Genomic DNA, 25003 nt, shown 5'->3' with positions numbered 1-25003 from the left:
GCTTTCGGGCATGGGTGTCTATCTCGTCGATGTCGACGCGCAGGAGTGGTTCGGTGAGGACACGGGGGAAGGGGGCATGGGGGCGATCGCGAAGGGGCTCGACGCGGAGCTGGCCCGGCGCGGGCTGCCGCCGTACACGGCCGTGCCCGCGCGGGACACGGGCCCGGGTTTCGAGGAGAAGCTGAGCCCGTCCATGCAGGGGTTCGACGCGCTGTGCCGTGCGCAACTGACGCCTGAGGAAAGAGAGTTGCTCGGTGACTGGTCGGTGCTGGTGCCGTTCTCGCTCGACGAGGAGATACGGCTGCCGGTCGGCTCCGCCTACACGGACGAGACGGTGATCGTCGGCGCACCCCAAGTCCTCGCCCTCGCCGAGCGGTTGGCGGCAGCCCTCGAACTGCCCGCCGGAATACCGGAGGTGACGGAGAACCTCGCCCTCACCTTCTGGTTCCTGGAGGGCGAGGCGGAGGAGCTGGCGACCGTCCGCCCCGGCCCCTGGGCCGAGGACCTGGACACGGCCTTCTACGTGGCCCTGTACCTGCGCGCGGCCCAGCACGCGCTACGGCGGGGCTGCCCCCTCACCTTCAGCTGAGCCCGAGCGCCCCGCTCACGCATCCGCCACCGAATCGAAGTCCACCTGCCCCCGCGGCACCCCCAGCGCATCCGCGTCCACGGACCGCCGCAACGCCTCGTGCAGCTTCGCCGGAGTCAGCACCCCCAGGAAGCGCGCCCCGTCCAGCACGGCGACCCACCCGGCGTCGTGCTGGAGCATCACGCCGAACGCCTGCTTCAAGGGGGCGCCCACCGGCACCCACGCGTTCATCCGGTGCGCGAGGGCGCCGACCGTGCCGCCCGCCGTGAGTTCGTCGGCCTTGACCCAGCCCTGCAGTTCACCCTGCTCGTCGAGGACCACCGCCCACCGCGCGCCCTCCACCCGCAGCCGCTCGGCAGCGCGCTGCGCGGGCTCGTCCACCCGGGCGACCGGCGGCTGCTCCAGGTCGTCGGGCTCGATCTCGGTCACCGACAGCCGCTTCAGACCCCGGTCCGCGCCCACGAACTCGGCGACATACGGCGTCGCCGGCGTGCCGAGCACCGCGCCGGGGGTGTCGTACTGCTCGATCCGCCCCTGCCCGTACACGGCGATCCGGTCCCCGAGCCGTACGGCTTCCTCGATGTCGTGCGTGACCAGCAGCACCGTCTTCCGCACGGCGGCCTGCATCCGCAGGAACTCGTCCTGCAACTGCTCCCGCACCACCGGGTCGACCGCGCCGAACGGCTCGTCCATCAGCAGCACCGGCGGATCGGCGGCCAGCGCCCGCGCCACCCCGACGCGCTGCCGCTGCCCGCCCGACAACTGCTCCGGGTAACGCGGGCCGTACGTCTTCGGGTCCAGGCCCACCAGATCGAGCAGTTCGGCTGCCCGGGCCCTGGCCTTCGTGCGCTTCCAGCCGACCAGGGACGGCACGGTCGCCGTGTTGTCGAGGACCGTTCGGTGCGGGAAGAGGCCGACCTGCTGGATGACGTAGCCGATACGGCGGCGCAGCCGCACCGGGTCGACCGTGGAGATGTCCTCGCCGTTCACGAAGATCCGGCCGGAGGTGGGCTCGATGAGCCGGTTGACCATCATCATGGTCGTCGTCTTGCCGCAGCCTGACGGGCCCACGAGCGTGACGAGTTCGCCCTCGTTCACCTCGAAGGACAACCCGTCCACGGCCGTCGTACCGTCCGGGTACCGCTTGCTGACCTGCTCGAACCGGATCATGTCCTCACGCTAACGGCGCCGGTCCCGCACCGCCCTTCAACGGCGTCCCACTGGCTGGTGACGCGGGCATGCCGACCCTGGAATGATCCGGAGCACCTCCATCTCCCGGCGGGCCGAAGGGACAGCGGCATGAACGACGGAGTCGACGGAGTCGACGCATCGGCCCCCCGCGACGGAAGGCTGCGCCGCCGCACCTTGCTGGCCACGGCGGCCGCCCTGAGCGTCGTCCCGGCCGCGACGGCGAGCGGCAGCGGCGGCGGAACCCCCTCGTCCGGGACCACGGTGTCCGGCCTGACCGTGGAACACCGCACCGACCCGCTCGGCGTGGACGCGCCGCACCCCAGGTTCGGCTGGCGCATGGCATCCGACGCGCGGGGCCGCCGCCAGACGGCGTACCGGATCAGGGTCGCCACCTCACCCGGGCATCTGACCGGCGGCCACCCCGACGTCTGGGACAGCGGCCGCGTCGACGCGGCGGGCTCGGTCGCCGTCCGCTACTCCGGCCCCGGCCTGCGCCCCTCCACCCGCTACCACTGGACGGTGACGGTGTGGGACGAACGCGGCCGCGCCACCACCGCTCCCGCCGCCCGCTTCGAGACCGGCCTGCTCAGCACCGACGGCGTCACCGGCTGGGACGGCGCACGCTGGATCGGCATGGCGGGCAAGCGCCCGAACACCCCCGGCGCACCCCTCCTGCGCAGCCAGACACCGCTGACGGGCGAGCGGGTCACCGAGGCCCGGCTGTACGTCTCCGCACTCGGCGTGTACGACGCCTACGTCAACGGCCGGCGCGTGTCCGTCCCCCAGGGCGACGGCACCACGTACGAGTTCCTGCCCCCGGGCTGGACCAACTACGACGCCACCGTCAACTACTTCGCCTACGACGTCACGGACCTGCTCGCGGACCCGTCCCAGGTCACCCTGGCGGCCGTGCTCGGCAACGGCTGGTACAACGGCCGTATCTCCGAGAACAGCAACCACTACTACTCGGCCGACGGCAACTCCCTCGCCCTGAAGGCGAAACTCCTCGTCCGGTACGCCGACGGCTCCACCCAGACGATCGTCACCGCCCCGGACGCCGGATGGCGGGCCACCGACACCGGCCCCTACCGCACCGACGACCTCTACGACGGCCAGTCCTACGACGCCCGCAAGGAACTCCCTGGCTGGACGGCGAACGGCTTCGACACCTCGGCCTGGTCGCCCGTCGAGGCCCAAGACCCCTTGCCCGACGCCCAGTTGATCGCCTATCCCGGCGAAAGCGCCCGCCTGATGCCCGAATGGGACCTCAAGCCGGAGTCCGTCACCGTCTGCACGGGCGTCTCGGGAGAGGAGACCATCGCCAACGGCAAGGGCCGTATCGTCGTCGACCCCGCCCGTACGGTCACCGACCCCACGCGTGCGTCCACCGTCTCCGTCACCCTGCACCCCGGCGACACCGCCGTCATCGACCTCGGCCAGAACCTCGTCGGCGTGCCGCGCTACACGCTGCGCGGCCCGGCGGGCGCCCAAGTCGCCTTCAAGCCGGGGGAGATGCTCAACGACGACAGCGCGGGCGCCGACGGCCCTGCGGGCTCGGTGTACCGCGCGAACCTGCGCAGCGCCGAGGCCACCAGCACCTACATCCTCAAGGGCGACCCGGCGGGGGAGACCCACCAGGACTCGCTGACGTTCTACGGCTTCCGGTACGTCTCCGTCACCACGACCGAGACCGTCACCCTCGTCGACCTCACGGGCAAGGTCGCCACCTCCGCCCTCCACGACATCGGCACCGTCACCACCGACGACGCCGACGTCAACCAGCTGATCAGCAACGTCCGTTGGGGCCAGCGCGGCAACTACCTCTGGATCCCCACCGACTGCCCCCAGCGCGACGAACGCCTCGGCTGGACCGGAGACACCCAACTCTTCGCCGGCACCGGCCTGTACAACACCGACGCCGTCCCCTTCCTCAGCCACTTCCAGGACACCCTGATCGACTCGCAGCGCAACTACGGTGCGGGGAAAGCCCAGTTCCCCTGGGTCGCCCCCGGCCACCGCTACAGCCAGGCGCTCCCGGCCAGCGGTTGGGCGGACTGCGGGCTGGTCGTGCCGTGGACGGTGTGGCAGATGTCCGGCGACACCACGATCATCGACCGGAGCTGGGCGTCGATGACCACGTACCTGGACTGGATCCGGAGTCGCACCGGCGACACCTACGCCGGCCAGGGCGCGATCTTCGGCGACTGGCTCGCCTTCCAGATCACCAGCACCCAGCTCATCAGCGACGTCTACTACGGCTACAGCGCCCGCCTCATGGCCGACATGGCCCGCGCCACCGGCCGCACCGCCGAATCGGCCGCCTACGAGCGGCTGTTCACCCACATCAAACAGGCCTTCATCGCCAAGTACCTCGTCACCGACGCCCTCACCGGACGGCTGACCGTCCGCTCCAGCCTCGGCGACCCACCGCCCCACACCCCCGGCAACAGCGCGGGCAGGACCGAGGACGACACCCAGACCGCCCTGCTCTGGATCCTCAAACTCGGCTTCTACGACACCGAGTCGCAGCACCGCCAACTCGTCACCCTGCTCACCGACAACATCGGCAACAGCCCCGCCTACAAGGCGACCCACCCCGACAGCACCCGCGTCGACTACCCGGAGGACACCCTCGCCGTCGGCTTCCTCGGGGTGAACGTCCTCGCCCCCGTCCTCACCGCCGAGGGCCAGGTCGACCTCGCGTACCGCCTCCTCCACCAGAACGCGATGCCGTCCTGGCTCTACTCGGTGGCCAACGGCGCCACCACGGTCTGGGAGCGCTGGAACTCGTACTCGAAGGACGACGGCTTCGGCCCGGTCGACATGAACTCCTTCAACCACTACTCCTACGGCGCGATCGTGGAGTGGATGTACGAGAGCATGGCCGGCATCGCCAGAGACCCCGAACACCCGGGCTTCCAGCGGTTCCGGCTCCGCCCGCACCCCGACCCGACGGGCAGGATCACGAGGGCGAGCGGCTCACACGTCTCTCCCTACGGCGAGATCGTCAGCGAATGGGCCGTGCGGGAAGGGCAGTTGACGTACCGGGCGATCGTCCCCGCGAACACCACGGCCACCCTGCACCTCCCCACCACCGACCCGTCGACCGTCCAGGAGGGCGGCAGGCCGCTGGCCGAGGCACTGGGCGTGCAGTTCCTCGGCTTCACGGACGGCACCGCCGTCTACCGACTCCCGCCAGGGCGCTACGAGTTGACCTCCGCGCTCACCTGACCGCCCACCAGCACGACTTCAAGGGTGCGCGGACCGTGCACCCCCTCGACCCGGTCCAGCTCGATGTCACTGGTCGCCGACGGACCCGAGATCCACGTCAACGGGCGCGCGGGGTCCAGGCGTTGGAGCGCCTGCGGGACCGAGGACACCACCTGGTCCGGCACCCGTACGACACAGATGTGATGGTCGGGGACGAGCGTGATCCGGCGACGCCCCTGGTCCGGGCCGCCGTCCAGGACGATGGTGCCGGTCTCGGCGACGGCCACCGCGCACGCCGTGACGACACTGTCGACCCGGTCCAGCTCGGCCGGGGTGCTCTCACCCCGGTCCCCGACCTGTCCGGCTTCGGCCGCGGCGAGCCAGGACGGCTCCAGACCCGACGGTACGACGACCGTCCTGGACCCCCGCTCGGCGAGCAACCCGGCGATCACGCCGGGCAGTTCGGCCTCCGCGCACCGGTGCACGATCGCCCGGTAGTCGGCCAGGTTCTCCGCCAGCAGCTCCACCGTCTGCGCGACACTCCGGTCCCCGTGCTCGCGCAGATAGCCGCGCTCGAAGGCCTGCTCATAGGGCGTTTCGTCCCGTGGCACGTCCGCGAGCGCGCGCTCCACGCGGCCCAGGATCCTTTCCCTGCTGCTCACTTGGTCTCGCCCTTTCCACCGTTCGTGCGCTGCCACCAGTCGCGGAACGGCTCCGCCGGTACGGCGGGCAGATCGCGGGTGCCGGTCCATGCCCTGCCAGGTCCCGGCACGGTCCGTGGATGGAAGCGGCGGGTACGGGACGCGAGCCGCTGGCCGGTGCGCAGGGCACCCGGGTGCGTGAACGTCCAGCGCGCCGCCCGCATCGCCGCACGCTCGGCGGCATGCCCCTTGGCGGGCTGCAGGACGACCTTGTTGCCCTCGCGGGTCACCGGCCCGCCCTCCACGACCCGTTCCCGCAGATGCACCAGCACCTCGGGGATGTCGATGGCGACCGGGCACACCTCGTAGCAGGCACCGCAGAGGGAGGAGGCGTACGGCAGCGAGGCGTCGATCTCGCTTGCGGTGCCCCGGAGTTGGGGGCTGAGGATCGCGCCGATCGGGCCCGGGTAGACCGAGCCGTAGGCGTGACCGCCGGCCCGCTCGTACACCGGGCAGACGTTCAGGCAGGCCGAGCAGCGGATGCAGCGCAGGGCCTGGCGGCCGACCTCATCGGCGAGGGTGTCGGTGCGGCCGTTGTCGAGCAGGACCAGGTGGAAGGTGCGCGGGCCGTCGCCGTCGGTCGTCCCGGTCCAGGTGCTGGTGTACGGGTTCATGCGCTCGGCCGTGGAGGAGCGGGGGAGGGTCTGCAGGAACACCTCCAGGTCCTGCCAGGTCGGCACGATCTTCTCGATGCCCACGACCGAGATCAGCGTCTCGGGCAGGGTGAGGCACATCCGGCCGTTGCCTTCTGACTCGACGACGACGAGCGTGCCGGTCTCGGCGACCATGAAGTTGGCGCCGGAGACGCCGACCTTGGCCCGCAGGAACTTCTCCCGGAGATGGAGACGGGCGGCCTCGGCGAGTTCGGCGGGGGTGTCGGTCAGCCCGTCCGGGGCCGGGCGGCCCCACTCGCTCATCTCCCGCGCGAAGATCTCCCGGATCTCACCCCGGTTGCGGTGGATCGCGGGAACCAGGATGTGCGAGGGGCGGTCCTTGCCCAACTGCACGATGAGTTCGGCGAGATCGGTCTCGTAGGCGCGGATGCCCGCCTCCTCCAGCGCCTCGTTGAGCCCGATCTCCTGCGTGGCCATCGACTTGACCTTCACGACCTCCGACTCGCCCGTCTCCTGGACGAGCCGCGTCACGATCCGGTTGGCCTCGTCGGCGTCGGCGGCCCAGTGGACGGTGCCACCGGCGGCCGTCACCGACTCCTCCAACTGGATGAGGTAGCGGTCGAGATGACGGAGGGTGTGGTCCTTGATCTGCTTGCCCGCCTCGCGCAGCGCGTCCCAGTCGGACAGCTCCGCCACGGCCTTGGCCCGTTTGGCGCGGATCGTGTGGGTGGCGTGGCGCAGATTGCCGCGCAGGGTCCGGTTGTTGACGGCCTCGTGCGCCGCGACGGGGAAGGCCGGGAAGGCGGGCATTCCGACGAAGGTGCCGCTCATGCGCCCGTCTCCTCTTCCGTGACGACCTCGGCGCCGGCTTCCGTGGCGCCTTCCGTGCTGTCCTCGGTCGCGGCCAGGATCTCCGCGATGTGCACCGGCCGCATGTCGGTGTGCAGCCGTGTCATGGTGCCGCCGATGTGCATCAGACAGGAGTTGTCCGCCGCACACAGCACCCCGGCGCCCGTCGACTCGGCGTTGCGCACCTTGTCGGCGCCCATCGCCGCCGAGACATCGGCGTTCTTCACGGCGAACGTCCCGCCGAACCCGCAGCACTCGTCGGCACCCGGCAGCTCGACCAACTCCAGCCCCTTGACGGCCTGGAGGAGCTTGAGCGGCCGGTCGCCGAGCCCGAGGCTGCGCAGCCCGTGGCAGGTGGGGTGGTAGGTCACCTTGTGCGGGTAGTAGGCCCCGACGTCCGTCACCCCGAGCACGTCCACGAGGAACTCAGTCAGCTCGTACGTCTTCGGCACGACCGGCGCCAGCGTCGCCGCGAGGGTGTCCCCGCGCCCCTCGGCCCGGGCCCGCTCACCCATGCGCGGATACAGCTCCCGCACCATCGCCCCGCACGACCCGGACGGCGTGACGATCGCCTCGTACTCCCCGAAGACATCGGAGAAATGCCGGGCGAGCGGCTCGGCCTCATGGCGGTAACCAGTGTTGTAGTGCGCCTGCCCGCAGCAGGTCTGCGCCATCGGGAAGTCGACCTCGACGCCCAGCCTGGTCAGCAGTTTCACCACGGCGCGCCCGGTGTCCGGATACAGCGTGTCGTTGACACAAGTCAGGAACAGGGCGACACGCATCGCGGCTCCTTAGTGATCGGTCATCGGATGGATGCAGCGTAGTCGGCGACCACCGTCTCGGGGAGTCCCCAGTTCACCGCGCGGCGAGCCGGGCCTCCGCGGCCTGCCAGCGGGCGGTGTCGCCCTGTGGTTCGTACCGGGTCGACGCCTGCGTACGGGCGAGCAGCCGCCGCATCCCGGCCAGGTCACCGACGAGCCCGTGGGCCCGCGCCTGCACGAGGACGTTGCCGAGCGCAGCAGCCTCCGTGGGACCGGCCACCACCGGCAACCCACAGGCGTCGGCGGTCAGTTGGCACAGCAGCGCGTTCCGCGTGCCGCCGCCGACGATGTGCACGACGTCGACCGGATGCCCGGCGAGTTCCCGCGCCTCGCCGACCGCGCGCCGATGAGCGAGCGCGAGCGAGTCGAGAATGCAGCGCGTGATCTCGCCCCGGGACTCCGGCACTGGCTGCCCGGAAGCGCGGCACGCGTCGGCGATCCGCTCCGGCATCCGCCCCGGCGCGAGGAACCCCGCGTCACCCGCGTCCACGACCGACCGGAGTGCCGGCACCCGGGCCGCCTCGCGCAGCAGCTCGCCCAACTCCGGTTCACCCCAGGCCCGTACGCACTCCTGGAGCAGCCACAGCCCCATGATGTTGCGCAGATAGCGGACCGTGCCGTCGAGTCCCAGCTCGTTGGTGAAGTTCGCGGCCCGGCTCGCCTCGGTGAGCACGGGCGCGTCCAGTTCCAGTCCGACCAGGGACCAGGTCCCCGTGCAGATATAGGCGAACCGCTCCTCGACCGCCGGAACAGCGGCGACAGCTGACGCCGTGTCATGCGACCCGACCACCGTCACCGGCACCGCCCCCCGAAGCCCCGTCTCCTCCAGCACCTCGGCCCGCAACACCCCCGCGGGATCGCCCGGTTGCCGCAGCGGCGCGAACAGTCCGAGGTCGATACCGAGCCGCGAGGCGATGTCGTACGACCACTCGCGCGTCCGGGGGTCGACGAGCTGGGTGGTGGAGGCGTTGGTCAGCTCGGTGCCCTGCTCGCCGGTGAGCCAGTAGGACAGCAGGTCGGGGATGAGCAACAGGCGCTCGGCCGCGGCCAGTTGAGGCGAGTCCCGGGCCGCCGTGAGCTGGTACAGGGTGTTGAACGGCGCGTACTGCAACCCGGTCGAGGCGTACAACTCACCCGCCGGCACCGTCGCCCACACCTTCTCGGCGACCCCCTCCGTGCGGGCGTCCCGGTAGTGCACGGGATTGCCCAGCAGGGCCCCGTCCGCGTCCAGCAGGCCGTAGTCCACGGCCCAGCTGTCGATGCCGACGGAGTCGAGAGCGGGTCCCGCCGCCCGGAGCCCGTCCAGGACGCCCGCGTACAGCGCGAGGATGTCCCAGCGCAGACCCTCCGGGGTGCGGACGGGCCGGTTGGGGAAGCGGTGCGCCTCCGTCAACTCCAGGGAATCGGGGCCGACACGGCCGACCATGACGCGCCCGCTGGACGCGCCGAGGTCGACCGCGGCGTACACCTTCATGTCAGCGTTCACCGAAGGAAAGCCGCCGCGACACCGGCGTCGACCGGGACGTGCAGCCCGGTGGTGTGCGTCAAGTCGCCGCCGGTGAGGGCGAAGACGGCGTTGGCGACATGCTCCGGCAGCACCTCACGCTTGAGGATGGTCCGCTGGGCGTAGAACTCGCCGAGCTTCTCCTCCTCGATCCCGTAGGTCGCCGCCCGCTGCGCACCCCAACCACCCGCGAAGATGCCCGAGCCCCGCACGACCCCGTCCGGGTTGATCCCGTTGACCCGGATGCCGTGCTCACCCAACTCGGCGGCCAGCAAACGGACTTGATGGGCCTGGTCGGCCTTGGTCGCGGAGTACGCGATGTTGTTGGGACCGGCGAACACGGCGTTCTTGGACGCGATGTAGAGGATGTCGCCGCCGAGCCCCTGCGCGATCATCGCCCGGGCAGCCTCACGCGAGACGAGGAAGGAGCCGCGGGCCATGATGTCGTGCTGGAGGTCCCAGTCCCGGGCCGAAGTCTCCAGCAGGGGCTTGGAGATGGAGATCCCCGCGTTGTTGACGACGAGATCGACCCCGCCGAAGGCGAGCAGCGCGGCCTTGAAGGCGGCGGCGATCTGCGCTTCGTCGGTCACGTCGACGGTGACGGCGACGGCCTTGTCGGGCCCGCCCAGTTCCTCCGAAACGGCCTGCGCGTTCTCGGAGTCGAGATCCGCGACGACGACACAGGCACCCTCGTCCACCAGCCGCCGGGCGATGGCCTTGCCGATCCCGCTCCCCGCACCGGTGACGAGCGCGACCCTCGTGGCAAGCGGCTTGGGCTTCGGCATCCGCTGGAGCTTGGCCTCCTCCAACGCCCAGTACTCGATACGGAACTTCTCCGACTCCTCGATGGGCGCGTATGTGGACACGGCCTCGGCGCCACGCATCACGTTGATGGCGTTGACGTAGAACTCACCGGCGACGCGCGCGGTCTGCTTGTCCTTGCCGAAGGAGAACATCCCCACACCCGGGATCAGCACGATCGCCGGATCGGCCCCACGCATCGCGGGGGAGTCGGGCAGCGCGTGCCGCTGGTAGTAGGCGGCGTACTCCTCGCGATAGGCGGAGTGCAGCTCCTTCAGCCGCGCGATGGCTTCGTCCAGCGGGGCGGTCGGCGGCAGATCGAGGACGAGCGGCCTGACCTTGGTCCGCAGGAAGTGGTCGGGGCACGAGGTGCCGAGCGCGGCGAGCCGGGGATGCTCGGCCCGCGCGAGGAAGTCGAGCACGACGTCGGAATCGGTGAAGTGCCCCACCTGCGGCCGGTCCTGAGAGGCGACAGCGCGGACGTACGGGGCGAGCGCGGCCCCCCGCTCCCGCCGCTCGGCCTCGGGCAGCGCACCGTACCCCTCGACGACGGGCCCGAAGGGCTCCGGCTTCCCGCGCTCGACGAGGAACGCCTCGGCGGTCCGGATGATGTGCAGCGAGTTCCGCTCGCACTCCTCGGAGCTGTCACCCCACGCGGTGATGCCGTGCCCGCCGAGCACACAGCCGATGGCCTGCGGGTGGGCGGCCTTGACGGCGGCGATGTCGAGTCCCAGCTGAAACCCGGGCCGGCGCCACGGCACCCACACCACGCTGTCCCCGAAACACTCGGCGGTCAGCTTCTCCCCGTCGACGGCGCAGGCGAGCGCGATCCCGGAGTCCGGGTGCAGATGATCGACATGAGCGGCGTCCACCAGTCCGTGCATGGCGGTGTCGATGGAGGGCGCCGCACCTCCCTTGCCGTGCAGGCAGTAGTCGAAGGCGGCGACCATCTCGTCCTCGCGCTCGACCCCCGGATACACGTCGGCCAACGCCCGCATCCGGTCCAGCCGCAACACGGCCAGCCCACCCTCGGTGAGCGTCCCCAGGTCCCCTCCGGACCCCTTGACCCACATCAGCTCGACATCCCCACCGGTGACGGGATCGGTGTCGACGCCCTTCGCGGACGTGTTCCCGCCGGCGTAGTTGGTGTTACGGGGATCAGAACCAAGCCGATTGGATCGAGAGAGCAGAGCTTCTGCTTCGGGGTGCGGAGCCATGAACTTCCAGTCCTTTTCGAGAGAGGGTGAGCGCATTACCTTCAGGGGCGCGGGCAACGGCGCGACCAGCCACGTACGGCGCGCACCCGCGAACAGACGACGACCAGGCGGACGCTCAGGCGCCCCACCCCGCCTGCTGCCCCCCGACCCGCTCGACGACGATCCGCTCCTGCCACCCGCTGGAGCGATACGCCGCGATCGGATCAGGGTCGAGCCCCTGCTCCTCCCGCAGCTCCCTCAGCAACGGCCGCACATCGGTGTTGTACGCGTCCATGACCACAGCGTTGGCCCCGAGCACGTCCCCGTCCCGCTGCGCCACACCCAACGCGTCCCGATCCACCAGCAAGGCCTTCGCCGTAGCTTCCTGCACGTTCATCACCGACCGGATGATCGCCGGAATCTTCGCCTCGATGTTGTGGCACTGGTCGAGCATGAAAGCGACATCGGCGGTGAACCCGCCACCCCGGATCACCTCGTACATGATCCGGAACAGCTGGAAGGGGTCAGCCGCCCCCACCATCAGGTCGTCGTCGGCGTAGAACCGTGAGTTGAAGTCGAACGCCCCGAGCTTCCCCTCGCGGAGCAGCGTCGCGACGATGAACTCGATATTGGTGCCCGGCGCATGATGACCGGTGTCGACCACGACCTGAGCCTTCGGCCCGAGCTTCAGGCAGTGCGCGTACGCGGTACCCCAGTCCGGCACATCCGTCGAGTAGAACGCCGGCTCGAAGAACTTGTACTCCAGCAGCATCCGCTGCCCGTCCCCGAGCCGCTCGTACACCGCCGCGAGCGCCTCGGCCAACCGGTCCTGCCGTGCGGAGAGATCATCCTGGCCGGGATAGTTCGTCCCGTCGGCGAACCACAGCTTCAGATCGGCGGAGCCCGTCGCGTCCATGATGTCGACGCACTCCAGCAGATGATCGAGCGCCTTGCGCCGCACCGTCGCGTCGGGGTGGCAGACACTCCCGAGCCGGTAGTCGTCGTCCTGGAACGTGTTCGAGTTGATCGCGCCGAGCTTCAGCCCGTGGTCCTCCGCGAACTTCCCCAGCGCCCCGAAGTCGTCGACCCGGTCCCAGGGGATGTGCAGGGCGACCGTGGGAGCCACGCCGGTGAACTCGTGGACCTTCGCCGCGTCCTCCAGCTTCTCCTGCGGGGTGCGCGGTACGCCTTCCTGGGCGAAGACCTTGAACCGGGTCCCGGAGTTCCCGTACGCCCACGAAGGCGTCTCGACTGCCTGGGTCCTGAGAGCGGCCTTCACCGCGGCGAGATCGGTCACTTGAGGGCTCCTGTGACGTGCGACGGAACGACGTGTGTATGAAACGATTCAGAGAGCGAAGTTATGAGCCTCCCGTAGGGGTGTCAAGCCCTTCGGCGAAGCCTGTGTCCCGTGACTTCAATGTGACCTTTGGCTATCGAAAGTTTTTCGACGCGGACCCATTGACGTGACAAGGCTGGCGCGCCTAACGTCCCGGCAACCAAGTTGAAACCTTTCACGACGCCGTGAGGGCCCACCCCGGGCGTCGTCGAGGAGCCCCTCATGACCCACCCGTCAGACGCGGGTCCGGCCCCGGTGCTCGCGCTCAAGGGCATCTCCAAGTCCTTCGGCGCGGTACGCGCCCTGCGGGACGTGTCCCTCGAACTGTTCCCAGGTGAGGTGCACGCACTCGCCGGTGAGAACGGCGCGGGCAAGTCCACTCTCATCAAGACCCTCGCCGGTGTGCACCGGCCCGACGCCGGCCAGGTGCTGCTCGACGGCGCGCCCGTCCTCTTCCACGGCCCCGGCGACGCCCGCGACGCGGGCATCGCCGTGATCTACCAGGAGCCCACGCTCTTCCCGGACCTGTCGATCACCGAGAACATCTTCATGGGCCGCCAGCCCCGCCGCGCGCTGGGCCGGATCGACCACAAGGCCACGTACGCGGCGACCGCGGAACTGATGAAGCGGCTCGGCGTCGAACTCGACCCCGACCGCCCGGCACGCGGACTGTCCATCGCCGACCAGCAGATCGTGGAGATCGCCAAGGCGCTCTCCTTCGACGCCCGCGTCCTGATCATGGACGAGCCGACCGCGGCCCTCACCGGCAGCGAGGTCGCGCGCCTCTTCGGCGTCGTCCGTACCCTGCGCGAACAGGGCGCCGCCGTCCTGTTCATCTCGCACCGCCTGGAGGAGATCTTCCAGATCTGCCAGCGGGTCACCACCCTGCGCGACGGCGCCCTGATCTCGAGCGAGCCGATCGACGGCATGACCGAGGACGATCTCGTACGGCGCATGGTCGGCCGCGATCTCGACGAGCTCTACCCCAAGCAGGACGTCGAGGCCGGTGAAGTCGCCCTGAGCGTCAAGCGGTTGACCCGCGAGGGCGTCTTCACCGACGTCTCCTTCGACGTACGGCGCGGAGAGATCGTCGGACTCGCCGGGCTCGTCGGCGCCGGCCGCACCGAGGTCGCGCGGGCCGTCTTCGGCATCGACCGCTGGGACGCCGGCGGGGTCGAGGTGGACGGCAGGTCGCTGACGAACGGCGCCCCGTCGACCGCGATGGCCGCGGGCCTCGCCCTGGTCCCCGAGGACCGGCGGGCACAGGGCCTGGTGATGGACATGTCCATCGAGCGGAACATCGGCCTGACCGGGCTGCGGACGACCGTCAGGGCGGGCTTGGTCGACCGGGCCGCCGAGCGCAGCCGCTCCCTCGACTGGGCGGTGAAGCTGCACGTCAAGTACGCGCGGATCGCCGACACCGTCAACACCCTCTCCGGCGGCAACCAGCAGAAGGTCGTCCTCGCCAAGTGGCTGGCCACCGGCCCCAAGGTGCTGATCGTCGACGAGCCGACCCGCGGCATCGACGTCGGCACCAAGGCCGAAGTGCACCGGCTGCTCAGCGAGTTGGCCGCCGACGGCGTGGCCGTCCTGATGATCTCCTCCGATCTGCCCGAGATCCTCGGCATGGCCGACCGCGTGCTGGTGATGCACGAGGGCCGCCTCACCGCCGAGATCCCCCGTTCCGAAGCCACCGAGGAAACCGTGATGGCCGCAGCCACCGGGAGGGCCGCCGCATGAACAAGGCCTTCATGACGACCGCAGCTTTCGGGAGGGCCGCCGTATGACGGTCACCGCGCCCAATCCCGCGCCCGCCGCCGAGGTGCCCGAGTCGAGCAGCACGCGGCTCGTCGACCGGGTGTTCAAGATGCGTGAACTCGCCATCCTGGTCGTCTTCCTGGTGATGATCGGCATCACCCAGGCGGGCAACAGCGAGTTCCTGTCCGAGCAGGGCATCAAGGACCTGCTCCTCAACGCGACCATCCTCGTGCTGGTCGCCACCGGTCAGTCGCTGGTCGTCATCACCCGCAACGTCGACCTGTCCGTCGGCTCCACGCTCGGCATCACCGCCTTCGCCACCGGCACGTATCTGCAGGGCGGCGGCAACCCTGTCGTCGCGATCGTGCTCGCGGTGCTGCTGGGCATCGGACTCGGCCTGGTCAACGGGCTGTTGGTCAGTCTCGGCCAGGTGCCGGCGCTGGTCGTCACCCTCGGCACGCTCTACATCATCCGGGGCGTCGACTCCATCTGGGTCGGCTCACGGCAGATCACCGCCGCCGATCTCCCGGGCGGCTTCGTGGACTTCGGCTCCGGCGGCCTGTCGGCCGTGCCCTGGCTGGCGCTCATCGCGCTCGCCGTACTGGTCGCCACCGCCTACTACCTCAAACACTTCGGCAGCGGGCGGGAGTTGTACGCGCTGGGCTCCAATCCCGAGGCCGCGCGGCTGGCCGGCATCCCGGTCCGCAAGCGGATCCTCGCCGCGTACACCTTCTGCGGCGGGCTCGCCGGACTCGCCGGCGCGATGTACCTCGCCCGCTTCGGCAACGTCGACTCCGGCACCGGCACCGGGTACGAACTCACCGTGGTCAGCGCGGTGGTCGTCGGCGGTGTCGTCTTCACCGGCGGCTCAGGCAGCGTCTACGGCGCGGCTCTCGGCGCGCTCCTGCTGACCTCGATCAACAGTGTGCTGCCCGCCCTCGGCGTCAGTTCCGTCTGGGTGCTGGCCATCAACGGCATCCTGCTCATCCTCGCCATCGCCGTCGACCGGATCGTCGCCCTGCGTGTGGCCACCGCACTGAAGAAGAGGAACGCCCGCCATGCCTGAGTCGTTGACGCGCGCGATCCGCTGGGACACGGTCGTCGGCGCCCTTCTGATCGTCCTGCTGCTGTTCTCCTTCTCCTTCGTGGACGGCTTCGGGAACGCGCTGAACCTGTCGTTCCTGATCGGCAACACGCTTCCCATCGCGCTGATCGCCCTGCCGATGACACTGCTCGTCGTCTCCGGCGAGATCGATCTGTCGGTCGCCTCCACGGCGGGTCTTTCGGGTGCGGTGATGGGCAAGCTGTGGAACGACGGCATGACCATCGAGACGATCATCCCGATCTGCCTGCTGCTGGGCGTGGTCTGCGGGCTCGTCAACGGGCTGCTGGTCACCCGGCTCGGGCTGCCGTCGCTCGCCGTCACGATCGGTACGCTCGCCGCGTATCGGGGGATCGCGCAGATCGTGCTCGGGTCCGATGCCGTGACCGATTTCCCTTCGCAGTACCTGGACTTCGCGTCCGGGCGGCTCGGGGGCACGTTCCTGCCGCAGGCGTTCCTGCCCTTCCTCGTGCTGCTCGCCATCGCTGTGGTCGTGTTGCACGCGACGCCGTTCGGACGGTCGTTGTTCGCGATCGGGGCGAATGTGGAAGCGGCGCGGTTCGCCGGCATTCGGGTCCGGCGGCAGAAGCTGATCCTGTTCACGGTGACGGGGTTGATGGCTTCGCTGACCGGGGTGTTCTGGGCGCTGCACTACGCCAGTGCGCGCTACGACAATGCCACGGGACTCGAACTGTCCGTCGTCGCCGCGGTGTTGCTCGGTGGTATCGACTTCGACGGTGGAAAGGGGACGTTGGGAGGTGCGGTCGCCGGGGTCTTTCTGCTCGGGGCGTTGCAGAACGTGATGAGTCTGCTGAACGTCTCCGCGCAGTCGCAGATCGTTGTCACCGGTGTGCTGCTTGTTGTTTCGGTGCTTGGGCCTCGGGTTGCTCGGCAAGTGGCTGTTTCTCGGGCCGCTGCACGATCCACCTGATCGGTCGGTTGGCGGCTGCGGGTCCGATGTGGCTGGTCGCGCCGTTCCCCGCGCCCCTGAAGGGGGCGCTATCACTCAAACCTCGTATCAAAGGAACCCGTGTCATGCGTAAAACATCCCTTCGCCGTTCCCTTGCGGCCCTCGTCGCCGTCACTTCTCTCACGCTCGTCGCCACCGCTTGCGGCGGTACCACCAAGAAGGACGTCAAGGACGAGAACACCGGGGCGGCTGTCTCCGGTGGCAAGGCGGATCCCAGTGCCGCGCTCAAGAAGGGGCTGACCGTCGCCTTCCTGCCCAAGGCGGTCAACAACCCGTACTTCACCACCTCCGACAAGGGTGGCGAGAAGGCGCTGACCGAGCTGGGCGAGAAGTACAAGGAGGTCGGTACGACCAACGCCACCGACACCGCCGGGCAGGTCTCCTACGTCAACACGCTCACCCAGCAGCAGGTGAACGCGATCGCCGTGTCCGCGCAGGACCCGGGCGCGCTGTGCACCGCGCTCAAGCAGGCCATGAGCAACAAGATCAAGGTCGTCACCTACGACTCGGACACCAACCCCGAGTGCCGCAACGCCTTCGTGTCGCAGGCCAGCGCCGAGGACCTCGGCCGTACCCAGGTGCAGCTGCTCGCCCAGCAGATCGGCTACAAGGGCGAGATCGCGATCCTGTCCGCCGCGCAGACCGCGACGAACCAGAACACCTGGATCGACTTCATGAAGGACGAGCTGAAGGACCCGAAGTACAAGAACATCAAGCTGGTCAAGGTCGCCTACGGCAACGACGACGCCCAGCAGTCCTTCCAGCAGACCCAGGGCCTCCTCCAGGAGCACCCGAACCTGAAGGGGATCATCTCCCCGACCACCGTCGGCATCAAGGCCGCCGCCCAGTACCTCTCCGGCTCCAAGTACAAGGGCAAGGTCAAGCTGACCGGTCTCGGCACCCCCAACGACATGCGCAAGTACGTCAAGAACGGCACCGTCGACGGCTTCGAGCTGTGGGACCCGGCGAAGCTCGGCGCCCTCGCCGCGCAGACCGCGGTGGCGCTGTCGTCGGGGCAGATCACCGGCAAGGAGGGCGAGACCTTCAAGGCCGGCGGGACGTCGTACACCATCGGCAAGGACGGCGTGATCAACCTCGGCAAGCCGACCGTGTTCGACGCCAAGAACATCGACCAGTTCAACTTCTAGGCCCGAAGTCCCTTTCCCCAAGGGGGTGTTGATGCAGCGCGTGTGTTTCCTGCTGAAGGTCAGGGCGGACCGCCTCGACGAGTACCGCGAGCGGCACGCCGCCGTGTGGCCCGAGATGCTCGACGCACTCTCGGCCACCGGCTGGCACAACTACTCGCTCTTCCTGCGTGAAGACGGCCTGCTGGTCGGCTACGTGGAGACCGAGGACTTCGCCGCCGCCCAGGCCGGCATGGAAGCCACCGACATCAACTCCCGCTGGCAGGCGGAGATGGCGCCGTTCTTCGAGTCCCTGGACGGCGCCCGTCCCGACGAGGCGATGAAGCCCCTCACCGAGGTCTTCCACCTCGCGTGATCCCCCCACAGGAGCCGTCATGAGAAGACGCGCCGTGCTCGCCACCGCCATACTTGCGGCCGTGGCAACGCCGGGCATCGCACGGGCGGCCGACCCCGGCCCCTCCGTCACCAAGAAGAGCACCACCCAACTCGACGCCCAGGCCGTCTACTTCGTCTCGTACGACGGCCTGGTCAACAACAACTCGTTCCAGAAGAACGGCCTGTTGACCTACAAGGGCTACCAGTACGCGGCCTGGTACACCGCCGACAAGCGTGCCGTGGTGGCCCGCCGGGTCCTGGGCGCGACCGCCTGGTCCACGCTCACGCTCTCCCACACCCTCAAGAGCGACGACTCCCACAACGTCATCTCCATGGGGGTCTCCGAGGTCGACGGCCGGCTCCATCTCAACCTGGACTCCCACAGCGACGGCTTCTTCTACGTCAAGTCGGTCGCCGGCCTCCTCGACAACCCGGCGTCCACGGCGTGGACTTCGGCCGTCCTCGGCGCCGTGCAGACATCGCTGGACGGTGTCGCCCTCACCTCACAGTTCACCTACCCCCAGTTCATCACCACCCCGGAGGGCAGGCTGCAGCTCAGCTACCGCGTCGGGATCTCCGGCAACGGCCGCAACGCCCTTGCGGAGTACGACGGTTCGGCCTGGACGGCGCTGGGGGAGTGGAGCAGCTCGACCGGCACCTACACCAGCACGCATGGCTCCAGCACCGCCCGCAACATGTACCTGCACGGCATCGACTACGACGTGAACGGCCGCCTGCACTCGTTCTTCACCTGGCGCGAGCAGTCCGCCGCCGTGATGTGCAGCGGCGGCGGCATCACCAACCACGACACCGGCTACGTCTACTCGACCGACCGGGGCCGCAGTTGGCGCAACGACGCCGGAACTGTCGTAGGAACGACGGGGAGTTCGAACACCGTGGCCGTCACGGACGCGGGTCTCGTCGTCGATTCGCTCAACCCGGACCACTCCCTGATGAACCAGGAGAGCCAGTCCACCGACTCGGCCGGGCTCCCGCACGCGATCATCAGCTACGTCCCCGGGCGCTTCGGCCAGTGCACCACCGATTACGTGACCGACCGCACCGCCAACGGGCGCGCCTTCCACGTCCGCAAGAACGCGTCGGGCAGCTGGCAGAAGACCGAGATCCCGATCGCGCTCGGCTCCAGCCAACGCACCAAACTGGTCCTGGACAAGTACGACAACGCCTACGCCGTGCTGCCCTACGGCCGTGTCGCGGGCGCCTCGAAGGCCTCCGGGTACGCCGACTGGGCGCTGCTGTACGACGGCGCCGGCCTGAACGCGTTCGGCGAGGTCGTCGTCGACGAACCGCGGGTGAAGGCCGACAACGTGCTGTCGTTCATGTACCAGGAGAAGTCGAGCGGCACGACCCCCTCGGCACTCCACGTCGTCGACTTCGCCCTGCCCGCATGAAGGGCGCGGTCGGAGGAGTCGGTACAGGTCATGGCGGTAATGTGAAGACCTTCCCGCCGCCCCACGTCACCCTGGAGGTCTCCGCCTGATGGCCCAGCCGGTGGGTATCAAGGACGTCGCCCGCGCCGCCGGAGTCTCCGTCGGCACGGTCTCGAACGTCATCAACCGCCCGGACACCGTCGCCACGGAGACCCGGGCCCGGGTGCTGTCCGCGATCGACCGCCTCGGCTACGTCCGCAGCGAGTCGGCGCGCCAGCTGCGTGCCGGGCGGAGCCGGATCATGGGGCTGCTCGTGCTCGACATGGGCAACCCGTTCTTCGTGGACGTGGCCCGCGGCGCCGAGCGGGCCGCGCGGGAGTCCGGGCTCGGGGTGATGGTCTGCAACAGTGCGCAGAGCCCCGTCGAGGAGGCCGACTACCTCTCGCTCTTCGCCGAACAGCGGGTGCGGGGCGTGCTGTTGACCCCGGCCGACGCGACCGGGCGCAACATCGAGTCGTTCCGCAGGCACGGCATTCCCTTCGTGCTCGTCGACCGTGTCGCCGAGGGCACCACCGAGTGCTCGGTCTCCGTGGACGACGTCGCCGGCGGCGCGCTCGCCGTGCGGCACCTCATCGACGCGGGGCACCGCTCGATCGCGTACGTCAGCGGTCCGCCCGGCTTCAACCAGGTGCGGGACCGCCGTACCGGCGCGAAGAACGCGCTCGCCGAGGCCGGTCTCGACCCCGACGCGCTGCGCGAGCTGCCCACCGACCGGCTCGACGTGGCCGCCGGACGTGACGCCGGAGCCCGGCTGCTCGGTCTCGCCGACCGGCCGACGGCCGTCTTCTGCGCCAACGACCTCCTCGCGCTGGGTGTGCTTCAAGCCATGTACGCGGCCGGCGTCGGCGTCCCCGACGACCTCGCGATCGTCGGCTACGACGACATCGAGTTCGCCGCGGCGGCGGCCGTACCGCTCACCTCCGTGCGCCAACCGGCCGTCACCATGGGCGCGTTGGCTGCCGAACTGCTCCTGGAGGAGACCGAGGCGGAGGCGGACACGGCGGCCCGTCCGCACCAGCACCGACGGGTCGTGCTTCAGCCGGAACTGGTCGTGCGCCGCTCCAGCCTCGCTGCGCGCTGATCCGCCGGTCAGTAGGATTTCATGATCCCGGGGGTCGGATATCGGACGCACATGTGCTGAACTGTGTCGCGGCCCGCACACCGTCCGTCCCAGGAGCACCGTTGTCCGTCAGCTATCGCCAGCCCGGCGTCGTCCTCACCGACCGCCACTTCACCGTGCCCCTCGACCACGAGGACCCCGCGGGCGAGACCATCGAGCTCTACGCCCGTGAGGTCGTCGCCGGCGACAAGGCGGACCGCGAGGACCTGCCGTGGCTGGTCTACCTGCAAGGCGGACCCGGTTTCGGGGCGAATCGTTTCGTCGGACGGCAGGCCTGGCTCGGCCGTGCCCTGGACGACTACCGCGTCCTCCTCCTCGACCAGCGCGGCACCGGCCACTCCACCCCGCTCACCCGCCAGACGCTCCCGCTGTACGGCGGCCCCGCCGAGCAGGCCGAGCGCCTCACGCACTTCCGCGCCGACTCGATCGTCCGGGACTGCGAGACGATCCGCCCCGCCCTCACCGGCGGCGCCCCCTGGACCGTCCTCGGCCAGAGCTTCGGCGGCTTCTGCACGGTCAACTACCTTTCCACCGCACCCGAGGGCCTGAGCGCCGCGATCCTCACCGGCGGCCTGCCGTCGCTCGACGCGCACGCCGACGACGTCTACCGCGCCGCCTACCCGCGCATCGAGCGCAAGGTCGCCGCCCACTACGACCGCTACCCGCAGGACGTGGAGCGTGCCCGCCGCATCGCCGAGCACCTGATGCGCCACGAGCCGGTCCTGCCCAACGGCTACCGGCTGACCGTCGAGGCCTTCCAGTCCCTCGGCATCATGCTCGGCGGCAGCGACGGCAGCCACCGCCTCCACTTCCTCCTGGAGAACGCCTTCGTCCGCACCCCGAGCGGCCACGAACTCTCCGACGCGTTCCAGGAAGAGGTCCAGAACTCCCTGTCGTACGCGGGCCACCCCCTCTACGCCCTCGTCCACGAGGCGGTCTACGCGCAGGACAGCCGTCCCACCGACTGGTCGGCGGAGCGCGTGCGCGGCGAGTTCCCGCAGTTCGACGCCGCGAAGACGCTCGCGGGCGACAGCCCCCTCCTCTTCACCGGCGAGTCGATCCACCCCTGGATGTTCGACTGCGACCCGGCGCTGCGCCCGCTCCGCGACACCGCCGAACTCCTCGCCGCCCGCACCGACTGGCAGCCCCTCTACGACCCGGCGCGGCTCGCCGCCAACGAGGTCCCGGTCGCCGCGGCCGTCTACCACGACGACATGTACGTCGACGCGACCCACTCCCTGGAGACCGCCCGCGCGATCCGCGGGCTGCGCACCTGGGTCACCGACGAGTTCGAGCACGACGGCGTACGGGCGGGCGGCCCGCGGGTCCTGGACCGGTTGATCGCCCTCACGCGCGACGAGGCGTAGGGCGGGGATTTCGCCGCTGGGCGGGGTCTCCACCGGGTGGCCGTAGAGGACATGCCGGGTCGAAAATTCCGGCATAGGGTTCATTTCGATGAATACCAAGTCACTTCGCCGGGCCCGCCCGGCCGCCCTGGTCCTCGCCGTCGTCGCGGCGAGCTCGGTCGCGCTGGTGTCCTGCAGCGACGACAACGACAACAGCAGCTCGCAGGCCTCGACACCGAACACGGCCTCCTTCTCGGGCATGACACCGTCGGCCCTGAAGTCGGCCGCGTCCTCGGCGGTCGCCTCGGCCAAGGCCCGGGTCTCCGCCGCCGCGTCCTCCGCGTCGGCCGCGGCGTCCTCCTTCGAGGCCTCCGTGTCCTCCGAGGTGGCCCGCGCGAGCAAGGACGCCCAGAACGAACTGAAGGACGTCAAGGGTCAGGGCAACGCGGTGTCGGAGGTCGCCATCACCGGCAAACCGCGCGCCCAGACCGGCGGCCTGCTCGCCGTGGTCGTCAACATCACCAACAAGACCGACAAGAAGGCGTCCTACGCCGTCCAGGTCGACTTCCTCGACTCCTCGGGGAAGGTGGTGGAGACCCGCTACGTCGGCGCCGAGAACCTCGCACCCGGCGCCAAGGCCCAGCCGGTCGCCATCAGCACCAAGCCTCCGGAGCCGGTGCTGACCCCCAAGTTGGCCAAGGCGCAGCGCTATTGAGCGGTGTGCCGGGCAACAGGCGCCTCAACGCTCGGAGTTGAGCGCGTCCACGGCGCCGCCCGCGTCGCCGATCGTCGTGTAGTCGACGGCGACGAAGTTCACCGGCCGACCGCGTTCCCGCTCGCAGCGGTGGACGCGGTCGAGCACGTACTGCCGGGAGTTGACCTTCCCGGCGTCCAGACGGCTGCCGCCGTCGACGGTGATGAAGTGGTTGAGCAGGAACAGCCGTTTGTCGCTGCCACCGCGGTGCGGGACGCAGCTCATCTCCTGCGGGGTGCGGAACGCGAACGGCGTCTCCATCCCGTAGTCGTAGAAGTTCCGGTACCAGGGCGCCGGGCCGTCCGCCTGCTCGGCGAAGACGACGAGCCGGCGCCCGCTGTCGATCAGGTGGCCGAGGGTCGGCCACGGCTTCGCGGGATCCGGGTCCGGGGTGTGCACGAGATCGCTCAACCCGGCCTGCGCGAAAGCCTTCTGGGTGTCCTCGCCGCTGATCGCGTCCTGCACGATCAGGGTGACGACCTCGGTCGGATGGGCACGCATCCAGTCGCCGATCTCGCGCAGTGCGGGCACCAGGGCGACGGCACCGGCCCGGCACACGGAGTGGCACAGCCACAGTCCCGCGCGCGGCGGGTTGAACTTGTCGACGGCGGTGGCGATGAACTGCCGCTGTTCCGGGGTGAAGTCGGACTCGGCGAGCCGCTGCGTGATCTCGTCCGGCCGCTCCCAGCGGTAGGTGTCGATCTGCAGGGCGCGCACGCCGTCGTCCAACTGGGTCGAGATGCCCGGGTCCTGGAGCGGGCCGATGAACCGGTCCACGGTCGTCGACATCGCGTTGTGCGAGGTGAGATAGGCGACCTCGTCGTAGGACCGGCCGCACAGCGCCGCGCTGCCCTCGCAGGTGCGGGGCGCGACGGGGGTGACGGCGTACGGCACGAGGAGGACACCGGCGACGGCGGCACCGCCGGTGGCCAGGGCCAGCCAGCGGACGCGGGGCACGGTGACGCGCGGCCCGACCTGGAGGGCCCAGCCGACGCCGGTCAGGAGGGCACCGGCCAGGACGGGGACGAGGGCGGTCGTGAGGGCGGTGGCCGTGAGCCGGTCCAGGGCGGTGCGCTGGACGTCGTCGACCAGCCGGGCGAGGCTCGGCGGCCAGGAACCCGGCGGGTCTATCACCCGGCCGCCGCTGATCAGCCGGAACACGACGGCGAGGAGCCCGGCCAGCACCCCGCCCCCGGCGAGCGACCAGCCCAGCGGCAGCAGGCGTCGGCCGGGAGGCGCGGAGCTGCCCAGCCAGAGCACCACCAGGGTCACGACGAGCAGGGCCGCGGCGAGGGACTCCGCGAGGGCGAGGCCCACGGCTGTGTAGGCGCGGGCGTGGTGGAGGGCGGCCAGGTCGTTGCCGGACGCGGCGAGGGCGTCGGTGAGGTTCCAGGTGCCACCGTCGACGGTCGCCCGGAGCCGGTCGGCGGCCGTACGGGTGCGGTCCGTCACGACGGCGGGGGCGACGGTGGCGAGCGCGGTGGCGACGTCGCCGTCCCGCAGTGCCGTCTCCACGGCGGGGCGCAGGGCATCGCGCTCGGCGGCGGGCAGACCGCTCACCAGCGTCGCGGCCGCCTGGTCCGCCTGCGCCCCGGTCAGCGGCAGGGCGGGAAGACCGGTGGGCACGTGCCCGGCGACGACGTCTCCCAGGGCGGCGGTCAGGTCGGTCGAGAAGCGCTGGAAGTCGGGCTCGGGGCGGTCCTGGACGGAGGCGACGAGATCGCCGAAGTAGATCTGGGCGAGGTCGTTGAGGTTGGCCAGCACCGGCCGCAGGTCGACCGTGAGGTCCAGCGTGTCGCGCTTGCCGCCCAGATAGCCGGCCACGGCGTCGATCTGCCGCTCGGTGAGGTCCCGGACCGTCTCCGGTGGCAGCACCAGCCTGAGATTGGAGGTGACCTGGGCCTCCGGGACGGGCAGCCGGGCCAGGAGTCCCCGGGTGACGGCCGCCGTCTCCGGGTCGACCAGGACCTGGTCGTAGAGGCGGTCGTAGGCCTTCTGTTCGTTCAGTGCGGAGCGGTAGAAACCCGGTGAGACCACGGTCGAGCGGGCCGTGGCGGTGGTGGTGAGGACCGCCGTGGCGAGGACGGCGAGGATCAGGGCCGCGAGGCGCGGCAGCCTGCGGGACGCGACGCCGAGCGGGTCCATGGAACACATGGTCGTCCCGCCCCAC

At 70.1% G+C, this 25003-nt stretch carries 19 protein-coding genes; 11 read left to right on the top strand and 8 right to left on the bottom strand.

Annotation, left to right across the window (positions count from 1 at the left end; translation table 11 throughout):
* Positions 1 to 10 precede the first annotated feature (10 nt).
* The gene (locus tag OHT77_RS05575; protein ID WP_328826860.1) at positions 11 to 589 is read left to right on the top strand and encodes a hypothetical protein; all 579 of its coding nucleotides are present in this window, start codon (positions 11 to 13) and stop codon (positions 587 to 589) included.
* 15 nt (positions 590 to 604) lie between these two features.
* Here OHT77_RS05575 and OHT77_RS05570 read toward each other — a convergent pair whose 3' ends face one another.
* Positions 605 to 1759 carry a betaine/proline/choline family ABC transporter ATP-binding protein gene (locus tag OHT77_RS05570; RefSeq protein WP_328826859.1) on the bottom strand — a complete coding sequence of 385 codons (1155 nt, stop codon included), beginning with the start codon at positions 1757 to 1759 and terminating at the stop codon, positions 605 to 607.
* Positions 1760 to 1888: 129 nt separating this feature from the next.
* Here OHT77_RS05570 and OHT77_RS05565 point away from each other — a divergent pair, with 129 nt between their 5' ends.
* Positions 1889 to 5011: a family 78 glycoside hydrolase catalytic domain gene (locus OHT77_RS05565; RefSeq protein ID WP_328826858.1), complete on the top strand. Its 3123-nt coding sequence runs from the start codon at positions 1889 to 1891 to the stop codon at positions 5009 to 5011.
* Here OHT77_RS05565 and OHT77_RS05560 read toward each other — a convergent pair.
* The 6 genes from OHT77_RS05560 to rhaI all read right to left on the bottom strand — a co-directional run bounded on the left by OHT77_RS05560 (position 4984) and on the right by rhaI (position 12773).
* Entirely contained in the window at positions 4984 to 5652 is a 669-nt protein-coding gene (locus OHT77_RS05560; RefSeq protein WP_328826857.1) for a LutC/YkgG family protein, read from the bottom strand. The two genes, OHT77_RS05565 and OHT77_RS05560, sit on opposite strands and share 28 nt — an antisense overlap.
* Complete coding sequence (locus OHT77_RS05555; RefSeq protein WP_328826856.1) at positions 5649 to 7136, bottom strand: LutB/LldF family L-lactate oxidation iron-sulfur protein; 1488 nt, start codon at positions 7134 to 7136, stop codon at positions 5649 to 5651. Before OHT77_RS05555 ends, OHT77_RS05560 begins: the two co-directional genes overlap by 4 nt.
* A complete protein-coding gene (locus OHT77_RS05550) occupies positions 7133 to 7936 on the bottom strand; it encodes a (Fe-S)-binding protein (protein ID WP_328826855.1) in 804 nt (267 codons plus the stop codon). Before OHT77_RS05550 ends, OHT77_RS05555 begins: the two co-directional genes overlap by 4 nt.
* A 73-nt stretch (positions 7937 to 8009) precedes the next feature.
* Positions 8010 to 9449 carry a rhamnulokinase gene (locus OHT77_RS05545; protein ID WP_328826854.1) on the bottom strand — a complete coding sequence of 480 codons (1440 nt, stop codon included), beginning with the start codon at positions 9447 to 9449 and terminating at the stop codon, positions 8010 to 8012.
* A gap of 8 nt (positions 9450 to 9457) precedes the next feature.
* Entirely contained in the window at positions 9458 to 11497 is a 2040-nt protein-coding gene (locus OHT77_RS05540; RefSeq protein WP_328826853.1) for a bifunctional aldolase/short-chain dehydrogenase, read from the bottom strand.
* A gap of 115 nt (positions 11498 to 11612) precedes the next feature.
* Entirely contained in the window at positions 11613 to 12773 is a 1161-nt protein-coding gene (rhaI, locus tag OHT77_RS05535; RefSeq protein ID WP_328826852.1) for an L-rhamnose isomerase, read from the bottom strand.
* Between the two features lie 261 nt (positions 12774 to 13034).
* Here rhaI and OHT77_RS05530 point away from each other — a divergent pair, with 261 nt between their 5' ends.
* From OHT77_RS05530 to OHT77_RS05490, 9 genes are all read left to right on the top strand, one after another.
* Positions 13035 to 14552, top strand: a complete 1518-nt coding sequence (locus tag OHT77_RS05530) for a sugar ABC transporter ATP-binding protein (protein ID WP_328826850.1) — start codon at positions 13035 to 13037, stop codon at positions 14550 to 14552.
* 43 nt (positions 14553 to 14595) lie between these two features.
* Positions 14596 to 15636 (top strand): ABC transporter permease, encoded by a 1041-nt coding sequence (locus OHT77_RS05525; RefSeq protein ID WP_328826849.1) that lies wholly within the window; start codon positions 14596 to 14598, stop codon positions 15634 to 15636.
* Positions 15629 to 16603: an ABC transporter permease gene (locus tag OHT77_RS05520; protein WP_328826848.1), complete on the top strand. Its 975-nt coding sequence runs from the start codon at positions 15629 to 15631 to the stop codon at positions 16601 to 16603. Before OHT77_RS05525 ends, OHT77_RS05520 begins: the two co-directional genes overlap by 8 nt.
* 104 nt (positions 16604 to 16707) lie before the next feature.
* On the top strand, positions 16708 to 17790 hold the full coding sequence (gene rhaS / locus OHT77_RS05515) for a rhamnose ABC transporter substrate-binding protein (RefSeq protein ID WP_328826847.1): 1083 nt from the start codon (positions 16708 to 16710) through the stop codon (positions 17788 to 17790).
* Between the two features lie 31 nt (positions 17791 to 17821).
* Positions 17822 to 18142, top strand: a complete 321-nt coding sequence (locus tag OHT77_RS05510; RefSeq protein WP_328826846.1) for an L-rhamnose mutarotase — start codon at positions 17822 to 17824, stop codon at positions 18140 to 18142.
* Between the two features lie 19 nt (positions 18143 to 18161).
* Positions 18162 to 19574: a BNR repeat-containing protein gene (locus OHT77_RS05505; RefSeq protein ID WP_328826845.1), complete on the top strand. Its 1413-nt coding sequence runs from the start codon at positions 18162 to 18164 to the stop codon at positions 19572 to 19574.
* Between the two features lie 88 nt (positions 19575 to 19662).
* Entirely contained in the window at positions 19663 to 20694 is a 1032-nt protein-coding gene (locus OHT77_RS05500) for a LacI family DNA-binding transcriptional regulator (protein WP_328826844.1), read from the top strand.
* 101 nt (positions 20695 to 20795) lie between these two features.
* On the top strand, positions 20796 to 22100 hold the full coding sequence (locus OHT77_RS05495; protein ID WP_328826842.1) for an alpha/beta fold hydrolase: 1305 nt from the start codon (positions 20796 to 20798) through the stop codon (positions 22098 to 22100).
* An 88-nt stretch (positions 22101 to 22188) separates the two neighbouring features.
* A complete protein-coding gene (locus OHT77_RS05490; protein WP_328826841.1) occupies positions 22189 to 22794 on the top strand; it encodes an FxLYD domain-containing protein in 606 nt (201 codons plus the stop codon).
* Between the two features lie 24 nt (positions 22795 to 22818).
* Here the strand turns inward: OHT77_RS05490 and OHT77_RS05485 are convergent, their stop codons facing one another.
* The gene (locus OHT77_RS05485; protein WP_328826840.1) at positions 22819 to 24978 is read right to left on the bottom strand and encodes a PI-PLC domain-containing protein; all 2160 of its coding nucleotides are present in this window, start codon (positions 24976 to 24978) and stop codon (positions 22819 to 22821) included.
* Between the last annotated feature and the right edge of the window lie 25 nt (positions 24979 to 25003).

Origin of the sequence: Streptomyces sp. NBC_00252, from assembly GCF_036187565.1 — a bacterium.
Lineage (GTDB): Bacteria > Actinomycetota > Actinomycetes > Streptomycetales > Streptomycetaceae > Streptomyces.
The sequence above is the reverse complement of the archived record's forward strand: the minus strand, read 5'-3'. Positions and strand labels throughout refer to the sequence as shown.

What these genes read in the sequence shown, in the direction of transcription:
- OHT77_RS05575 (WP_328826860.1), top strand. Translation starts at nt 11, where the DNA reads ATGGGTGTCTATCTCGTCGATGTCGACGCGCAGGAGTGGTTCGGTGAG.
- OHT77_RS05570 (WP_328826859.1), bottom strand. Translation starts at nt 1,759, where the DNA reads ATGATCCGGTTCGAGCAGGTCAGCAAGCGGTACCCGGACGGTACGACG.
- OHT77_RS05565 (WP_328826858.1), top strand. Translation starts at nt 1,889, where the DNA reads ATGAACGACGGAGTCGACGGAGTCGACGCATCGGCCCCCCGCGACGGA.
- OHT77_RS05555 (WP_328826856.1), bottom strand. Translation starts at nt 7,136, where the DNA reads ATGAGCGGCACCTTCGTCGGAATGCCCGCCTTCCCGGCCTTCCCCGTC.
- OHT77_RS05550 (WP_328826855.1), bottom strand. Translation starts at nt 7,936, where the DNA reads ATGCGTGTCGCCCTGTTCCTGACTTGTGTCAACGACACGCTGTATCCG.
- OHT77_RS05545 (WP_328826854.1), bottom strand. Translation starts at nt 9,449, where the DNA reads ATGAAGGTGTACGCCGCGGTCGACCTCGGCGCGTCCAGCGGGCGCGTC.
- OHT77_RS05540 (WP_328826853.1), bottom strand. Translation starts at nt 11,497, where the DNA reads ATGGCTCCGCACCCCGAAGCAGAAGCTCTGCTCTCTCGATCCAATCGG.
- OHT77_RS05530 (WP_328826850.1), top strand. Translation starts at nt 13,035, where the DNA reads ATGACCCACCCGTCAGACGCGGGTCCGGCCCCGGTGCTCGCGCTCAAG.
- OHT77_RS05525 (WP_328826849.1), top strand. Translation starts at nt 14,596, where the DNA reads ATGACGGTCACCGCGCCCAATCCCGCGCCCGCCGCCGAGGTGCCCGAG.
- OHT77_RS05520 (WP_328826848.1), top strand. Translation starts at nt 15,629, where the DNA reads ATGCCTGAGTCGTTGACGCGCGCGATCCGCTGGGACACGGTCGTCGGC.
- rhaS (WP_328826847.1), top strand. Translation starts at nt 16,708, where the DNA reads ATGCGTAAAACATCCCTTCGCCGTTCCCTTGCGGCCCTCGTCGCCGTC.
- OHT77_RS05510 (WP_328826846.1), top strand. Translation starts at nt 17,822, where the DNA reads ATGCAGCGCGTGTGTTTCCTGCTGAAGGTCAGGGCGGACCGCCTCGAC.
- OHT77_RS05505 (WP_328826845.1), top strand. Translation starts at nt 18,162, where the DNA reads ATGAGAAGACGCGCCGTGCTCGCCACCGCCATACTTGCGGCCGTGGCA.
- OHT77_RS05500 (WP_328826844.1), top strand. Translation starts at nt 19,663, where the DNA reads ATGGCCCAGCCGGTGGGTATCAAGGACGTCGCCCGCGCCGCCGGAGTC.
- OHT77_RS05490 (WP_328826841.1), top strand. Translation starts at nt 22,189, where the DNA reads ATGAATACCAAGTCACTTCGCCGGGCCCGCCCGGCCGCCCTGGTCCTC.
- OHT77_RS05485 (WP_328826840.1), bottom strand. Translation starts at nt 24,978, where the DNA reads ATGGACCCGCTCGGCGTCGCGTCCCGCAGGCTGCCGCGCCTCGCGGCC.